This window comes from Providencia manganoxydans (assembly GCF_016618195.1).
Classification (GTDB): domain Bacteria; phylum Pseudomonadota; class Gammaproteobacteria; order Enterobacterales; family Enterobacteriaceae; genus Providencia; species Providencia manganoxydans.
The window spans coordinates 3,832,342-3,846,157 of record NZ_CP067099.1; the positions used below are offsets into that span (position 1 = coordinate 3,832,342).

Sequence of the window (13,816 nt, forward strand, 5' to 3'; positions counted from 1 at the left end):
ATTATGGCTCTGTTATTAACAAAAACAAATAAAGTCTTAGCTGACTCAACGCGTCATTATTTTAATCCTATCGCATTAATGATAATTATTGCGTTCGCACAGCCTAATTCTGTTTTAGCGACTGGAAATATTGAATTTAATACGGATATTCTCGATCTCAAAGATCGTGAGAATATCGATTTAAGTGAATTTACGCAAGCCGGCTATATTATGCCCGGCACTTACCCATTTTATATCAGCTTAAATAATAATACACTGCCATCAACTTATGACGTTCCTTATATTGTTTCTGAACAAAATGAGCAAGAAACCGTTCCTTGTTTATCACCTGAGATTATTTCGCAATTAGCATTACGTAATGAATGGCAAAAAAAAGCACAATGGTGGCACGATGGACAGTGCTTAAAAATAGATTCTATTACGGGAATGTCAGCACAAGGTTCTCTTGCAACAGAAACGATTAATATTACTATTCCGCAAGCCTATCTTGAATATACCGCTGAGAACTGGGATCCACCTTCACGTTGGGATAACGGAATTTCAGGAGCGTTATTTGATTATAATATTAATGCTCAAGTTACCGATCATAAAAACTCAAATACCAATCAGCAAATAACAGGTAATGGCGTAATGGGCTTTAACCTTGGCGCATGGCGTTTTCGTGCAAATTGGCAAGCAAACTATAACGATACCACGGGCCAATCAACTGAACGTAGCTGGGATTGGAGCCAATATTATGCTTATAGAGCTATCTCTGAACTGAGTGCAAAATTAACTCTCGGTGAAGAATATTTGCGTTCAGGTATTTTTGACTCATTTCGTTTCCTTGGCGCCAGCTTAGTCTCTGAAGATAACATGCTAGCCCCGAATTTACGTGGCTATGCACCAGAAGTTAGCGGTGTTGCTAAAACCAATGCCAAAGTGACAATAAGCCAAATGGGACGTGTTATTTATGAAACCCAAGTGGCTCCGGGTCCTTTCCGTATTCAAGATTTAAGTGATGCCGTAAACGGTAAACTCAATGTGCGTGTTGAAGAGCAAGATGGTTCTGTTCAAGAATTTCAAATGGACACCGCAACCATTCCTTATTTAACTCGTCCTGGTCGCGTGCAATTTAAATTAATTGGTGGCCGCCCAAGTAATATGGATCACCGTACTGAAGGTCCAGGATTCGCATTAGGTGAATTTTCTTGGGGTGTATCAAATGGTTGGTCGCTCTACGGCGGGCTACTTGGAGCAGGTGACTATAATGCGCTATCTGTAGGTGTGGGTCGTGACCTCATGATGTTTGGTGCTATTTCATTCGATATCACTGAATCTAGAGCAAAACTACCTTCTGATAATAAAACCTATACTGGCGGTTCATATCGTCTTAGCTATTCAAAACGCTTTGAACAATATGATAGCCAAGTCACTTTCGCTGGGTATCGGTTCTCTGAGCGCGATTTCATGAATATGAACCAATATCTCGATCGACGCTATCGTAATTCAGCACAAGATAATACCAAAGAACTTTATACCATCATGCTGAATAAGCAATTTGTTGCACTTGGTCTGAGTGCCTACTTTGATTATAGCCATGAAACCTATTGGAATAGACCAAATACCAAGCGCTACAACCTTTCTCTCTCTAAATATTTTGATCTAGGTAAATTCAAAAATATTAACGTCAGTTTGAATGCCTTTCGTAACCAATATGAAGGTAGAAAGAATGATGATGGTTTATACCTCAACGTTTCCTTGCCAATGGGTGATGCAGCGACCATTAGCTATAACAGCGTGATCAATAGAACAGGTAACTCCCATACAGTCAGTTACTACGATCGATTAGATGACAGAAATAGCTATCGCCTTGGTACAGGTTTAAGTTCACGAGGTAAAGCTACAGCGAACGGTTATTACATCCATTATGGTGATGCAGCGACCGTAACGGGTAACGCCAGCTATGTCGCAGGAGATTACTCTTCCGCAGCTCTTTCATTACAAGGCGGTGCAACATTAACGGGTTATGGTGCGGCACTTCACCGTATCAACTTACCGGGAGCGAGCCGAGTTATGGTGGATACAGAGAATGTTGCTAATGTCCCAATCAAAGGTTTTGGCGCTAACACTCGCACTAACCGATTCGGTAAAGCGGTTATTGCTGATATCAACGATTACTACCGTATGAGTACCAGTGTTGACCTGAACAAGCTACCAGATAATGTTGAAGCCGTGAAATCTGTTCAGCAATTTACCGTTACTGAAGGGGCAATTGCCTATCGTAAATTTGATGTCCTTTCTGGTTTGAAAACGATGGTTCGCTTGGCGCTTGCTGATGGCTCTTATCCGCCATTTGGTGCCTCTATTCTTAATGCTAAAAAACATGAAGTTGGCATCGTCAATGATAATGGCTCTGTATATCTTTCAGGTATCAATCCAAACGAAATATTGGATGTGAATTGGAATGGGCAGACACAGTGTCGCATTCAAATCCCACAGAATATTGAAAGTGTCGAGTTTAATTCACTGCTACTACCTTGTGATATGGATCCAAGTGCAACACCTGTAAATACTGCCACAGCACCTGTAATCCATAATGTTCAGCCACCAGTGACACCTGTGCAAAACATCATTCCTCGCGAACGCTGGTTACTGACGCGACCCGATATTCAGTATTCCGCTGACGATGCATCACTGTAAAGATAAAGCTTAATAAAAAGAGTTAATACATATGAAAATGAACAATATCGCACTTTTTACCACCACAATGACATTAACTGCGGTTCTTTGTAGTGAGGCAAATGCAGCTATCGCTTTAGATAGGACGCGTGTCATTTTTAATGGCAATGAAAAAACGATCAGCCTCAATGTGACCAACCAAAACAAAGAGCTTCCTTACCTTGCTCAAGGTTGGATAGAAGATGCTAACGGCACCAAAATCGAATCCCCACTCACGGTCTTGCCACCAGTACAGCGCGTTGAGGCAGGAGATAAAAGTCAGGTCAAAATTCAATCTCTACCAGACATTACGAAGTTACCACAAGATAGAGAAAGCGTGTTCTATTTTAATTTACGTGAAATACCCCCTAAAAGCAGCCAACCTAATGTCCTGCAAATCGCACTACAAACGCGTATTAAGTTGTTCTATCGCCCAAAAGCACTCTACGCTTCACGCAGTGATCTCGATAACCCATGGCAAGAAAAAATCACTCTACAGCGTGTAGGGGATAGTTACCAAATCCATAATCCAACCGCTTACTTTGTAACGATTGTTGACGCCGCTAAAGATCTGAAGAGTGACACAGTAGGTAATTTTGAGCCCGTAATGATTTCACCGAAGGGGAATGCCACCCTGCGCGGTAGCGCTAGTATGCTAGGAACCTCACCTGTACTGACTTATATCAATGATTATGGGGGTCGACCTAAGCTGACATTCAAATGCAGTGGTACCAGCTGTATCGTTGCCTCTTCTTCAGATAATTAATGGTGGATTTTCATGAAAAAGGCTCTCTTATTCTGTAGCACCATGCTCTGTGTAGCTCCGCCACTATTGGCAGCCAATAGTGATAATTGGCAAGTTGAGGGGCTGCATGGCGAAATACATGTGAGAGGTACCTTAACTGAAGCGCCATGCACGTTAGATATGGCTTCTGCATGGCAAGAAGTTTCTCTCGGTGATGTTCCTGCTTATCGTTTACGTAAGCCTGGTAACCAAGCAGAGCCTGTGCTTTTCACTCTACTATTTCGTGATTGTATTCGTTCACAAGGCGTTCTTTATGATCAACGAACCGACACACCGACATGGAGTGAAATGCAACCTATTGTCACTGTGTCATTTGTTGCCCCCGCTGATACGTATTTTCCTGAAATGTTGGCGGTCAGTGGAATAAGTGGATTGGCCTTGAAAGTTACCGATCAACAAAAGAACACTATCCGTTTAGGTAGCCGTGGTCGTCCACAATTTCTGGAATTTCCTCAAGGGCAGTTAACCTATTACGTCATTCCAGTACGTACTCCTGAAAAATTGAGTGAAGGACATTTTAGAGCCGTAATGGACTTTAGGGTGAATTATGATTGATTTAAATATTAAGCCTTTCACATTATGCCTCTGTATCAGTGCGCTTTTTGGGGTATCGACTGTCTATGCAGACTTACCTCAATCTAGGATCAATCCTACCGCTCAAGTACGGGCGATACCCGGTATTGTTTACGTCAACATTACCGGTACAGTGATCGCGCCTCCACCTTGCATTATCAATGATGGCAATCTTATTGAAGTTAATTTTGGCGAAGTCATGAGTTCTCGCATTGATGGTACTGCTTATAAAAAAGACGTCCTGTACACCGTTCAATGTAACAAAATGCCTGCATCAGCAAAAAATGCCATGAAAATGTCAGTACAGGGCAATAAGGCAAGTTTTGATAGCCAATCCCTCTCCACCAACATTGATGGACTTGGCATTGCCATTCATTACAACAATAGCAAGCTACCCGTTGGTCGAACCGTAAATTTTATCTACCCCAATGCACCTCAATTTGCAGTCGTTCCCGTACGTGATCTAACAGCCAACCTAAAAGGTGGTTATTTTGAATCGATCGCTACTTTATTAATTGAGTATCAGTGAGAGGAATTGCTATGTTTCAGCTGAACAAACAATACAGCCTGATAGTTGGCCTCTTACTGTCGTTAGTCGCCACAGGCACATTTGCTTCAAACATGAAGTTATACGGTATTTTACTTGAGCCACCCGCTTGTACCATCCAAGACGACAATGTCATTGATGTGTTCTTTGGCAAAAATGTCGGTATTCACCGCCTTGATGGCATTAATTACACCCAAGATGTCGACTATAAATTGGTGTGTGCACAGAACTCAAAAGGCTGGGTACTTAAGCTTTCAGTTTCAGGGCCACAAAGCAATTTTGATAGCGCAGCTCTGCAAACTAATGAAAAGAATTTAGCAATCCGCATTACTCAAAACGGTCAGCCTTTTGAGATTAATAAACCCATTACTATCACACCAACAACACCACCAGCAATTAAAGCTGTTCCGATTAAACGGCCAGGCTCTACGCTCACTGAAGGACCATTTTCGGTGACAGCAACACTGTTAGCGGAGTATCAATAATGAATAACAGCGTAAAGACACTGATATTAATGTTTATGCTCTCTTATATAGGTAGCGCGTCTGCCATACCTGATAACTTACATTTTCATGGCATTTTGGTGGAAGAGCCTTGCATCATCAAGCCGGGTGATGAATCAGTTCGCTTAGATTTCGGTAATGTTCCCGATAAGAACTTATATGCCTACGGCAGAACAGTCAGTGAAGCATTTACGATCAATTTATCTGAATGTGATACCAGTGTAGGTAAATCCGTCAATGTCACCTTTTCTGGCACCGCCAATATGGCTCTACCCGGCTATCTTGCACTGCAATCGAGTAGTAACGCGAGTGGATTTGCAATTGGTATTGAAGATGCAGATGGCACTTTTTTACCCGTCAACACTCAAGGTGAAAAGCTTGCTTTGCAAAATGGTACGACTGCATTGAAATTTAAGGCTTATTTAAAAGGTGAACCTGAAGCGATCAGCAAGAGAGAGATCAAACGAGGCCCTTTTAATGCCATAGCAACATTCAAACTGGACTACGAATAACTTAGAGGCTGCACACTAACATGAAATGGTTACCTTATTTTTTCACTGCCAGTATAGCAGCTAGCTCATTTTCTGCTTCTGCGGCAATTTTTTCGTATATTACGGAATCGACAGGAACCCCTGCTAACGCAACGTATACCTATGTTATCGAGCGTTGGGATGAAGAAGACCCTTATACTCCTAGCCCATGCGCCAATTGGTCTTCTTGCTATATCAATATTAACCATAAACACAACGCAAACGGTCAGCCAGGCCGAGTCACACAAACAATAGCCAATGTGACAGGCCTAAAAACCATGAGGGAAGTCCGAGCTAGGGTTATGCAATCTAGTGGCTTTCCTTTGAGCGGAACCGCTCTACATACCGGTGATGCTTTATCAAAAAACCAAGAATGCGTGGGACTTTTTTATCAAAGTATCAACTCAGGTTTAGTGGAAACTTCAGGTTATCTTCTACCGGGTTCTCTGTGTGGTATTGCACCACCTCCTGTTGGGGCATGTCGCATCGTTGAGTCAAGTATCAACATTAATTATGGTGATATCGATGAAGTTAGCTTACCTAAAGCCAGAAAGTCCACGTCTTTCCACGTAACCTGTAACCAAGAAATGACAGTATTAGTCATCGCATCAGGGGCTGATAGCGGCAAAGTCCCACTTCGTAGAGATAATAGTTTAAAAGCAAACTTATACCTAAATAATAATATCGCTGGACAAACCGGTGTTTCAATTTATGTGCCGAAGAATGGCACCACTCAGGTTCAGATTAGCTCTGAACTAGAAGTCAATGGGCGTGTTAGCGCAGGGCCATTTGCTGGTGCAGGCTCTGTCATTTTAACCATACCTTAATGAGTTAGGTGGTCATTATGTATATTCAAAATAATAGTGAAAAGATGCATTATCTGATTGGTCAACGGATCCTAAGAAAACGCAAAGAGCTGGGTTACACTGGCTCCCAATTAGCAACCATACTTGGTGTGAGCCAACAACAAATTTCACGTTATGAAAGAGGTAAAAACAAAGTTGATTTACTGCATTTATTTCGTATATCAATTGCCTTAAAAACGCCAATGCATTGGTTCTTAGAAGATATTACAGAGCAACTAGCACAATTTTTAGATGACGAACCAAAGTACCAACCCATTGCAAATAAAAGATACAATAAAATGCAGTTACAAGCAGAGGCGACATTATACTCTAAATAATATTGAGCATCACTGAAATTAGTCATGTTCGGCATGACAATCGCATTTGTAGTCGTACTTTCTATCATTAGTGCAATGGTCGATTACTCCATTCCACAAGGCATATTTACAGATTTAGATATAGGGATTTCAGCTATTTAGGGCTGCAATCGCTAGCTATGCTTATGACTTAAAAGAGACTAAAGGATTTGATGGTTGGAACCCATTTGAAAGATTACGCCTTGTGTCATTGATTGCGAATAGGCTGCTAAAAACGCAGCCTATTTTATATTTTCTATATGTGGTTTATCCTATATAGGAAATATAAAATAGAAAACAAATACCATGTCTATAATCGATGATTGGGCTGAACGCCATATTCAAACAGCTTTAAATAACGGTGAACTCGATAATCTTAAAGGAGAAGGCCATCCTTTATTACTCGATGACGATAGCCAGATCCCAGCTGAATTAAGAGCTAGCTATCGATTACTGAAAAATTCAGGCTATCTTCCCGCTGAGTTGCAATACCGTAAAGATGCATTAACCCTAGCCGAAATGTTAAAAAGCCTCACCGAGGACGATCCAAATTACTCATCTTTATCTAAACAGCTTACTTTATTAGAATTAAAGTTAAAACAGGCGAATATCAATACCGATTTTCTGCATGGCGAATATAACGCGCTTATTAAGCAACGATTTAACCCCGAATAGAGGAGCGGTACTCCATGGGTGTTTTACCATAAAACTGACGGAATGCTTGGCTAAAAGCAGAATGAGACTCATAGCCTACCGATAGTGCAACTTGTTCAATCGATGCCATTGTCATCAGTAACCGGCTCGCTGTTTCCATTCGTTTTTGTAAGATAAATTGCATCGCAGTTAATTGTGTTTCTGCCTTAAATTTACGTTGCAAAGTACTCACTGACATACAAAATGCATTTGCCATATCTTGGCAGCTGATCGGTAAATGTAATCGGGCATCTACCCATTGATTTACAGTATCAATCCACTGACTCTCTGGTTTTAATTGGGCAAGTAACAATCGAGCTAACATGAAGTTTTGTTCGGGCGGCTGAGGAAAGCGTTGCAACCAATTGAGTAACCCTATTGCTGCGGGTGTTAACGAAAACTGGGTCAGTTTTTCATCAACACTCCACTGTGAGGTCGTTGGCATTTCTAATACATAGTTTTGATTACCCAATTGCCCACTAAAGGCATGCTTCACACCTGGGGCAATCACCACACCACTGCCCGCACCTAATAAAAAGTGCTGCCGATGCATATTGATTTCCATTGCCCCTGATAATGCAAACACGATCTGCCACTGCCCATCATGTTGATGAGAAATAACATCTTCAGAGTATTGTCGATAGTGCAGTTCAGGTAATAGCAATAGATAACTCCTATTCACAACGAATAGGAGAATTATAACGATTTTAAAAATTAAAGCGCGGCCTACGCTAAATAATTCACATGCGGCTTAGCGAAAAATACGTAACGTGAAGTCATGACAAACACAATGATTAAGCGAGAAGCGCACCGTTAGGTAACGGCAAATTAAATTCGGCTAACACAATCGCACCTTTTTCATCGGGTGCACCTGTAATCAATACCTCTGATTTAATACCTGCAATCCGCTTAACTTCGAAGTTACAAACACAGAGTACTCGCTTACCAATCAGCTGCTCTGGGGTATAATTCACGGTGATCTGTGCACTTGAGCGTTTAATACCCTGTTCGCCTAAATCTACCTCCATCACATAAGCAGGTTTTTTGGCTTTGCTATTCACTTCTGCTTTAATGATTGTGCCTACACGCATTTCTACACGAGTGAAATCATCCCATTCAATTATTTGCATACTCTAGTCTCGGGTTATTATCTGATCATGACTTAAACTAGCATAAAATTGAGCTGCGCTTTTATCGCCAAACACGCATTTTATATTGTCAAAAGGTCATAGCTGGCTAAAACGCTGTTATGACTATACTTCTCATACATCAAGGTGCAAGAGGTTGATTACGCTACGCTCGCCGAGTCGGCGTGTTGATCTATGCTCTGCATCTACCTGCATTTCGAATTATTTAAAGTATGTATAATGAATTTTCTCACTGAGAAATTTACTGAAATGATTAAAATTTTTATATGAGTCATAATCGTGATACAACGGTATACCACTTACGTTAAATGTGATATTTGATGATGAAAATATCACCTTCCACCGTATAAAGCACTAAGATACAAATGTATTTCTTCATTCATGTGAAAAGGGTTTTATTATGTCAAATCAATATCAAATTGGTGTTGTTGTTGGTAGCTTGCGTTCCGATTCATACAACAAAAAGGTCGCAAATGCTTTGATTAAGCTGTTCCCTAGTCATTTCACGTTTAAGTTCATTGATATTAGTGAGCTTCCTTTATACAACCAAGATGCTGATCAGCATGTGCCTACGACTGTGGCTCAATTTAAATCACAAATCAGCCAATGTGATGGCATTATTTTTGTTACCCCAGAATACAATCGCTCAATCCCTGGCGTGTTGAAAAATGCTATCGACCAAGGCTCCCGCCCGTGGGGTGATAATTCATGGAATGGCAAACCTGCTGGTATACTTGGCGTTTCAATCGGTAACATCAGTACAGCAATTGCACAACAGCACCTGCGCAATAGCTTGGCATTTTTAAATATGCCAACACTCAATCAACCTGAGTGCTTTTTGAAATGGTTTGATGGTATGGTGGATGAGCAAAATAATTTTGCCCAGAAGAGTAAAGAGTTTATCCAGACATGGGCTGATGCCTACGCACTGTTTGTGACAAAAAATATAGCGAAATAATCAAGAAAAGGCATCGCCAATCGCGATGCCTATAACTGCTGACAAACCTATTCTGTTTGTCGGCAGTCGTTAAGATTTTTAAGATAAACAAGAACAAATCAATTAGCGGCCAGCTTTTAGCTTTTGGAAATACTCTTCATACAAAATATTGGTATTACCAACGTCACTTTGCCACTCACCTTTTTTCAGTACTTCTTCACTTGGATAGAGTGATGGATCGTTAGCAATTTCTGCTGGCAGCATTTTCTTCGCTTCAAGATTTGGTGTTGGATAGCCAATGGACTCAGCGACCTGAGCTGCAATTTCAGGACGTAATAAGAAATTAATTAGCTTATGAGCCCCTTCAGGATTCTTCGCATTCGCAGGAATGGCTAAACTATCCATCCAGAAAATACCGCCTTCTTTTGGCCATATCACTTCAATCGGTAAGCCTGCTTGGCGAGCAACAAACGCCGAACCGTTCCAAAGCATGCCAACATCGACTTCCCCTTCAATAAATGGAGTTGCTGGATTATCAGAATTAAAAGCTAAGATATTAGGGCGTAGTTTCTGTAGCTCTTTATAGGCTTCTTCTATTTGTTTCGGGTCGGTGGTATTCCCTGAATAGCCTAGTTTAGTTAGAGCAACTTGGAATACTTCACGTGCATCATCCATCATCAGTAAACTATTTTTGTATTCAGGCTTCCAGAAATCGGCCCAAGAAGTGACAGTCGCAGGGTCAACAGCTTCACCGTTAATCCCAATACCTGTCGCTCCCCAAATATAAGGCACTGAGTAATCATTTTGTGGATCGAATTCTTTATGTAGCAGGTTAGGATCGAGATTTTTGAAATTACTCAATTTGTCTTTGTCGATCTTTTGCAGCATCCCTTCTTGACTCATTTTGGAGATAAAATAAGTTGAAGGTACCACCAAGTCATAAGCGCCCTCTTTGTAGGTTTTGAGCTTGGTATACATACTTTCATTTGATTCATAGGTGGAATAAATCACCTTGATCCCAGTCTCTTTAGTAAATTGCTCTAATAAACCGGGGGGAACATATTCTGTCCAGTTATAGAAATACAGTACGTCTTTATTTTCGTCAGCGGCAGTTGCCACGCCAATACTTGCAGCCATCACACCAGCAGCCAGTAAATAGGACCATTTTTTCATTACTGAGCATTCCTCAACAAAGTGTTGTTTATACTCGCCATGCATCAAGTTACAACTAACCGTTACAAACTCGAATTATTTTGCGTATATGTATCTTATAGGTTCCTAACAGAACCTACCCTCTTCGCCAAATGGCATTAAAAGAATTGAGCGACAATCGCTGCCGCTCAGTTTTTTAACACTAAAACTATTGTGATTGCTTGGACAGCTTATCTCGCATCACCCATTGGCTCAAGCAAACTAAAATCAGCGACATTAATAATAACACGGTAGCCAGTGCGTTAACTTCTGGGGAAACCCCAACTTTGACCATCGAGTAAATTTTCAATGGTAGGATTTCGTAGCTTGGCCCAGTCACAAATGATGAAACAACCACATCATCCATTGATAAAGTAAAGCTTAGTAGCCAACCTGCAACCACCGCTGGTAATGCAAGAGGTAAGATAATTTTACGCAAAATCGTAAATTCACCAGCACCTAAATCACGAGCAGCTTCCAACATTTTCACATCAAAATCTTTCAATCTTGCGTATACCGTTACGACAACAAAAGGTAAGCAGAAAGTGATGTGCGAAAATAATAGTGACCAAAAACCTAGGGAAACACCTAAGATCATAAAAAGTACAAGCAAAGAAATTGCCATCACAATATCAGGCGACATCATCACCACAAACAACATTCCACCAACAAATGGCTTACCTCTAAAGCGGTAACGAAATAACGCAACAGCGGTTAATGTGCCGATAATGGTTGCAAAGGTTGCCGATAATACCGCCATCGTTATGGAATGCCCAGCCGCTTGCAGCAGGCTGTCATTATTCATTAACAGTTCGTACCATTTCGTCGAAAAGCCCTGCCAATTAATCCCAAAACGTGATTCATTGAAAGAGTTAACAATCAAAATGATAATGGGTATATAAAGATAAGCGTAGATGATGGCCATAAAGCCACCTCGTAGCGTGCGACCGATCATTCTTCATATGCCTTTTTATTCAGTAGCTTAGCAGCTCGGTAATACACATATAGCAATAGCCCCATCATCACTGTCAAGAAGATGCTCGTTGCTGCACCAAACGGCCAATCGCGAATATTCAGGAACTGACTCTTAATAACGTTACCTATCAAGAGGTTTTTTGCTCCCCCCATCAAATCCGCCACATAAAACAGCCCCATTGCAGGTAATAAAACCAATAAACAACCTGCGATAATCCCTGGCATAGTTAACGGAATAATGATTTTCACAAATGTCTGGAACTTGCTCGCGCCAAGATCTCTTGCTGCTTCTAAGTAAGATTTATCCAGTTTTTCAATACTGGAATAGAGCGGCATTACCATAAATGGTAGCAGTATATAGATTAACCCTAATATGACAGCCTCTGGTGTATACATCAGCCTCATAGGTTTATCGATAATGCCAATCCATAGCAAAAAATCATTTAAATACCCTTTAGTACTTAAAAAAACTTTTAATCCATAGATACGGATTAATGAGTTAGTCCAAAATGGCACTATCAATAAAAACAGCATTAAAGGTTGGAGGCGTTTCGGTAATTTTGCCAATATAAACGCAAAAGGATAGCCGATAATCAAACAGAAAAAAGTGGCTATCAACGCCATATTTAGCGAATGAAGCATAACTTCAGCGTACATGGGATCAGACAAACGAATGTAGTTATCCCATGTAAAAATCATATCAACAAGGTCTGTATCACTACGAGTCAAAAAGCTAGCACCAATGATCATGATGTTTGGTAAAAATACAAACAACACTAACCAAGCAACGACTCCTGTGATAATCACATTTTGCAGGATCTTGTGTTTACGCTTGATCATCCAGTACTACCTCCCAACTTTCAACCCAAGTTACAGCAACTTTTTGGTTTAAGGAGTGATCAACATCAGGATCATCTTCATTGAAGAATTCACTGACCATAATGATTTTGCCATCTTCCATCTCAACAACAGAATCCAACGTCATCCCTTTATAGTTACGCTCGCGAACATAACCAATCAACCCTGGATAGTTTTCTGTATCGTTGACTTCTTCTACTCGAAGATCTTCAGGACGTAGTAACACATGAACCGATTGGCCTTCTTCTACAGGAAGTGCAGTGAAAATATCGCATTCATGACCTTCTACACTGGCACGGATCCTTTGTTCATCAATACGATAAAGTACTTTTGCATCAAAAATATTGATTTCACCAATAAATTGAGCCACAAACAGGTTTTTTGGCTCCTCATAAATTTCACGAGGAGAACCATCTTGCTCAATTTTACCTTCTCGCATTACGATAATGCGATCTGACATGGCAAGCGCTTCTTCTTGATCATGCGTAACAAAAATAAAAGTGATACCTAACTTGCGTTGTAGCGCTTTTAATTCGTTCTGCATCTGTTTACGCAGCTTATAATCAAGGGCGGATAACGACTCATCCAGAAGCAACACTTTTGGGCGATTCACCACCGCTCGCGCTATCGCAACACGTTGCTGTTGCCCACCAGATAGTTGAGCGGGTCTGCGTTGCGCGAAATCATCAAGCTGTACCATGCGCAATACTTGGTCAACTCTTTTTTGAATTTCATCAGCAGGGTTTTTTTGCATTCGCAAGCCAAAAGCGACATTTTCAAAAACAGTCATATGCGGGAAAAGTGCATAACTTTGGAATACCGTATTCACAAAGCGATGCTCGGCAGGGATATCAGTAATATCCTGACCATCAAGAATAATTTTGCCGTCATCAACATCTTCTAAGCCAGCAATTAAACGCAGAACCGTTGTTTTGCCGCAGCCAGAAGGCCCCAAAATGGTTAGAAACTCACCATTTTGGATGGTTAAGTCAAGCTCAGAAATAATTTGTTTGCCATCAAAAGCTTTATTTAATGCTTTTAATTCAACGAGTGGTGTCAGAGAGGTTGTCTCAGTCATTTATATTACACTCTATCCCTACTAATAATGCAGATAGAATCGCTACCGTTAAAGACTGTATAAGCTCATCGGAGATA

Annotated in this window: 16 protein-coding genes; 10 read left to right on the forward strand and 6 right to left on the reverse strand. The window is 40.8% G+C overall.

Going from position 1 to position 13,816, the window contains the following annotated elements; genetic code table 11:
• The first annotated feature begins 3 nt into the window (after positions 1–3).
• The 9 genes from JI723_RS17440 (at position 4) to JI723_RS17480 (ending at position 7,534) form a co-directional block, all read left to right on the forward strand.
• Positions 4–2,682 carry an outer membrane usher protein gene (locus JI723_RS17440; RefSeq protein WP_337979603.1) on the forward strand — a complete coding sequence of 893 codons (2,679 nt, stop codon included), beginning with the start codon at positions 4–6 and terminating at the stop codon, positions 2,680–2,682.
• 31 nt (positions 2,683–2,713) lie between these two features.
• Positions 2,714–3,466 carry a fimbria/pilus periplasmic chaperone gene (locus tag JI723_RS17445; RefSeq protein ID WP_420704843.1) on the forward strand — a complete coding sequence of 251 codons (753 nt, stop codon included), beginning with the start codon at positions 2,714–2,716 and terminating at the stop codon, positions 3,464–3,466.
• Positions 3,467–3,478: 12 nt separating this feature from the next.
• Positions 3,479–4,060, forward strand: coding sequence for a fimbrial protein (locus JI723_RS17450; protein ID WP_337979604.1), 582 nt, complete (start codon positions 3,479–3,481; stop codon positions 4,058–4,060).
• Positions 4,053–4,607, forward strand: coding sequence for a fimbrial protein (locus tag JI723_RS17455; RefSeq protein ID WP_070925382.1), 555 nt, complete (start codon positions 4,053–4,055; stop codon positions 4,605–4,607). Before JI723_RS17450 ends, JI723_RS17455 begins: the two co-directional genes overlap by 8 nt.
• 11 nt (positions 4,608–4,618) lie before the next feature.
• Positions 4,619–5,110, forward strand: a complete 492-nt coding sequence (locus JI723_RS17460) for a fimbrial protein (RefSeq protein ID WP_070925381.1) — start codon at positions 4,619–4,621, stop codon at positions 5,108–5,110.
• Entirely contained in the window at positions 5,110–5,640 is a 531-nt protein-coding gene (locus JI723_RS17465) for a fimbrial protein (RefSeq protein ID WP_070925380.1), read from the forward strand. The genes JI723_RS17460 and JI723_RS17465 overlap by 1 nt, the downstream gene beginning before the upstream one ends.
• A gap of 20 nt (positions 5,641–5,660) precedes the next feature.
• Positions 5,661–6,485, forward strand: a complete 825-nt coding sequence (locus JI723_RS17470) for an MrpH family fimbial adhesin (RefSeq protein WP_140182746.1) — start codon at positions 5,661–5,663, stop codon at positions 6,483–6,485.
• A 17-nt stretch (positions 6,486–6,502) separates the two neighbouring features.
• Positions 6,503–6,841, forward strand: coding sequence for a helix-turn-helix domain-containing protein (locus JI723_RS17475; RefSeq protein ID WP_233445666.1), 339 nt, complete (start codon positions 6,503–6,505; stop codon positions 6,839–6,841).
• Positions 6,842–7,165: 324 nt separating this feature from the next.
• The gene (locus tag JI723_RS17480) at positions 7,166–7,534 is read left to right on the forward strand and encodes a DnaJ family domain-containing protein (RefSeq protein WP_070925378.1); all 369 of its coding nucleotides are present in this window, start codon (positions 7,166–7,168) and stop codon (positions 7,532–7,534) included.
• On the opposite strand, the gene JI723_RS17485 is transcribed toward JI723_RS17480, so the two are convergent.
• Both JI723_RS17485 and JI723_RS17490 read right to left on the reverse strand, forming a co-directional pair.
• Positions 7,521–8,216, reverse strand: a complete 696-nt coding sequence (locus JI723_RS17485) for an AraC family transcriptional regulator (protein ID WP_337979605.1) — start codon at positions 8,214–8,216, stop codon at positions 7,521–7,523. The genes JI723_RS17480 and JI723_RS17485 overlap by 14 nt on opposite strands.
• Before the next feature lie 130 nt (positions 8,217–8,346).
• The gene (locus JI723_RS17490; RefSeq protein WP_337979606.1) at positions 8,347–8,682 is read right to left on the reverse strand and encodes a tRNA-binding protein; all 336 of its coding nucleotides are present in this window, start codon (positions 8,680–8,682) and stop codon (positions 8,347–8,349) included.
• Positions 8,683–9,100: 418 nt separating this feature from the next.
• On the opposite strand from JI723_RS17490, the gene JI723_RS17495 reads away from it, so the two are divergent.
• The gene (locus JI723_RS17495) at positions 9,101–9,658 is read left to right on the forward strand and encodes an NADPH-dependent FMN reductase (protein ID WP_140182749.1); all 558 of its coding nucleotides are present in this window, start codon (positions 9,101–9,103) and stop codon (positions 9,656–9,658) included.
• 102 nt (positions 9,659–9,760) lie between these two features.
• On the opposite strand, the gene potD is transcribed toward JI723_RS17495, so the two are convergent.
• The 4 genes from potD to potA all read right to left on the reverse strand — a co-directional run bounded on the left by potD (position 9,761) and on the right by potA (position 13,739).
• On the reverse strand, positions 9,761–10,810 hold the full coding sequence (gene potD / locus JI723_RS17500) for a spermidine/putrescine ABC transporter substrate-binding protein PotD (RefSeq protein WP_070925375.1): 1,050 nt from the start codon (positions 10,808–10,810) through the stop codon (positions 9,761–9,763).
• Between the two features lie 187 nt (positions 10,811–10,997).
• Positions 10,998–11,783 (reverse strand): spermidine/putrescine ABC transporter permease PotC, encoded by a 786-nt coding sequence (potC, locus tag JI723_RS17505; protein WP_070925374.1) that lies wholly within the window; start codon positions 11,781–11,783, stop codon positions 10,998–11,000.
• The gene (gene potB / locus JI723_RS17510; protein WP_140182750.1) at positions 11,780–12,643 is read right to left on the reverse strand and encodes a spermidine/putrescine ABC transporter permease PotB; all 864 of its coding nucleotides are present in this window, start codon (positions 12,641–12,643) and stop codon (positions 11,780–11,782) included. Before potB ends, potC begins: the two co-directional genes overlap by 4 nt.
• Complete coding sequence (gene potA, locus JI723_RS17515; protein ID WP_337979607.1) at positions 12,630–13,739, reverse strand: spermidine/putrescine ABC transporter ATP-binding protein PotA; 1,110 nt, start codon at positions 13,737–13,739, stop codon at positions 12,630–12,632. Before potA ends, potB begins: the two co-directional genes overlap by 14 nt.
• Between the last annotated feature and the right edge of the window lie 77 nt (positions 13,740–13,816).

Coding starts and splice junctions, on each gene's coding strand:
- JI723_RS17440 (WP_337979603.1), top strand. CDS start 4: ATGGCTCTGTTATTAACAAAAACAAATAAAGTCTTAGCTGACTCAACG.
- JI723_RS17445 (WP_420704843.1), top strand. CDS start 2,714: ATGAAAATGAACAATATCGCACTTTTTACCACCACAATGACATTAACT.
- JI723_RS17450 (WP_337979604.1), top strand. CDS start 3,479: ATGAAAAAGGCTCTCTTATTCTGTAGCACCATGCTCTGTGTAGCTCCG.
- JI723_RS17455 (WP_070925382.1), top strand. CDS start 4,053: ATGATTGATTTAAATATTAAGCCTTTCACATTATGCCTCTGTATCAGT.
- JI723_RS17460 (WP_070925381.1), top strand. CDS start 4,619: ATGTTTCAGCTGAACAAACAATACAGCCTGATAGTTGGCCTCTTACTG.
- JI723_RS17465 (WP_070925380.1), top strand. CDS start 5,110: ATGAATAACAGCGTAAAGACACTGATATTAATGTTTATGCTCTCTTAT.
- JI723_RS17470 (WP_140182746.1), top strand. CDS start 5,661: ATGAAATGGTTACCTTATTTTTTCACTGCCAGTATAGCAGCTAGCTCA.
- JI723_RS17475 (WP_233445666.1), top strand. CDS start 6,503: ATGTATATTCAAAATAATAGTGAAAAGATGCATTATCTGATTGGTCAA.
- JI723_RS17480 (WP_070925378.1), top strand. CDS start 7,166: ATGTCTATAATCGATGATTGGGCTGAACGCCATATTCAAACAGCTTTA.
- JI723_RS17490 (WP_337979606.1), bottom strand. CDS start 8,682: ATGCAAATAATTGAATGGGATGATTTCACTCGTGTAGAAATGCGTGTA.
- JI723_RS17495 (WP_140182749.1), top strand. CDS start 9,101: ATGTCAAATCAATATCAAATTGGTGTTGTTGTTGGTAGCTTGCGTTCC.
- potD (WP_070925375.1), bottom strand. CDS start 10,810: ATGAAAAAATGGTCCTATTTACTGGCTGCTGGTGTGATGGCTGCAAGT.
- potC (WP_070925374.1), bottom strand. CDS start 11,783: ATGATCGGTCGCACGCTACGAGGTGGCTTTATGGCCATCATCTACGCT.
- potB (WP_140182750.1), bottom strand. CDS start 12,643: ATGATCAAGCGTAAACACAAGATCCTGCAAAATGTGATTATCACAGGA.
- potA (WP_337979607.1), bottom strand. CDS start 13,739: ATGACTGAGACAACCTCTCTGACACCACTCGTTGAATTAAAAGCATTA.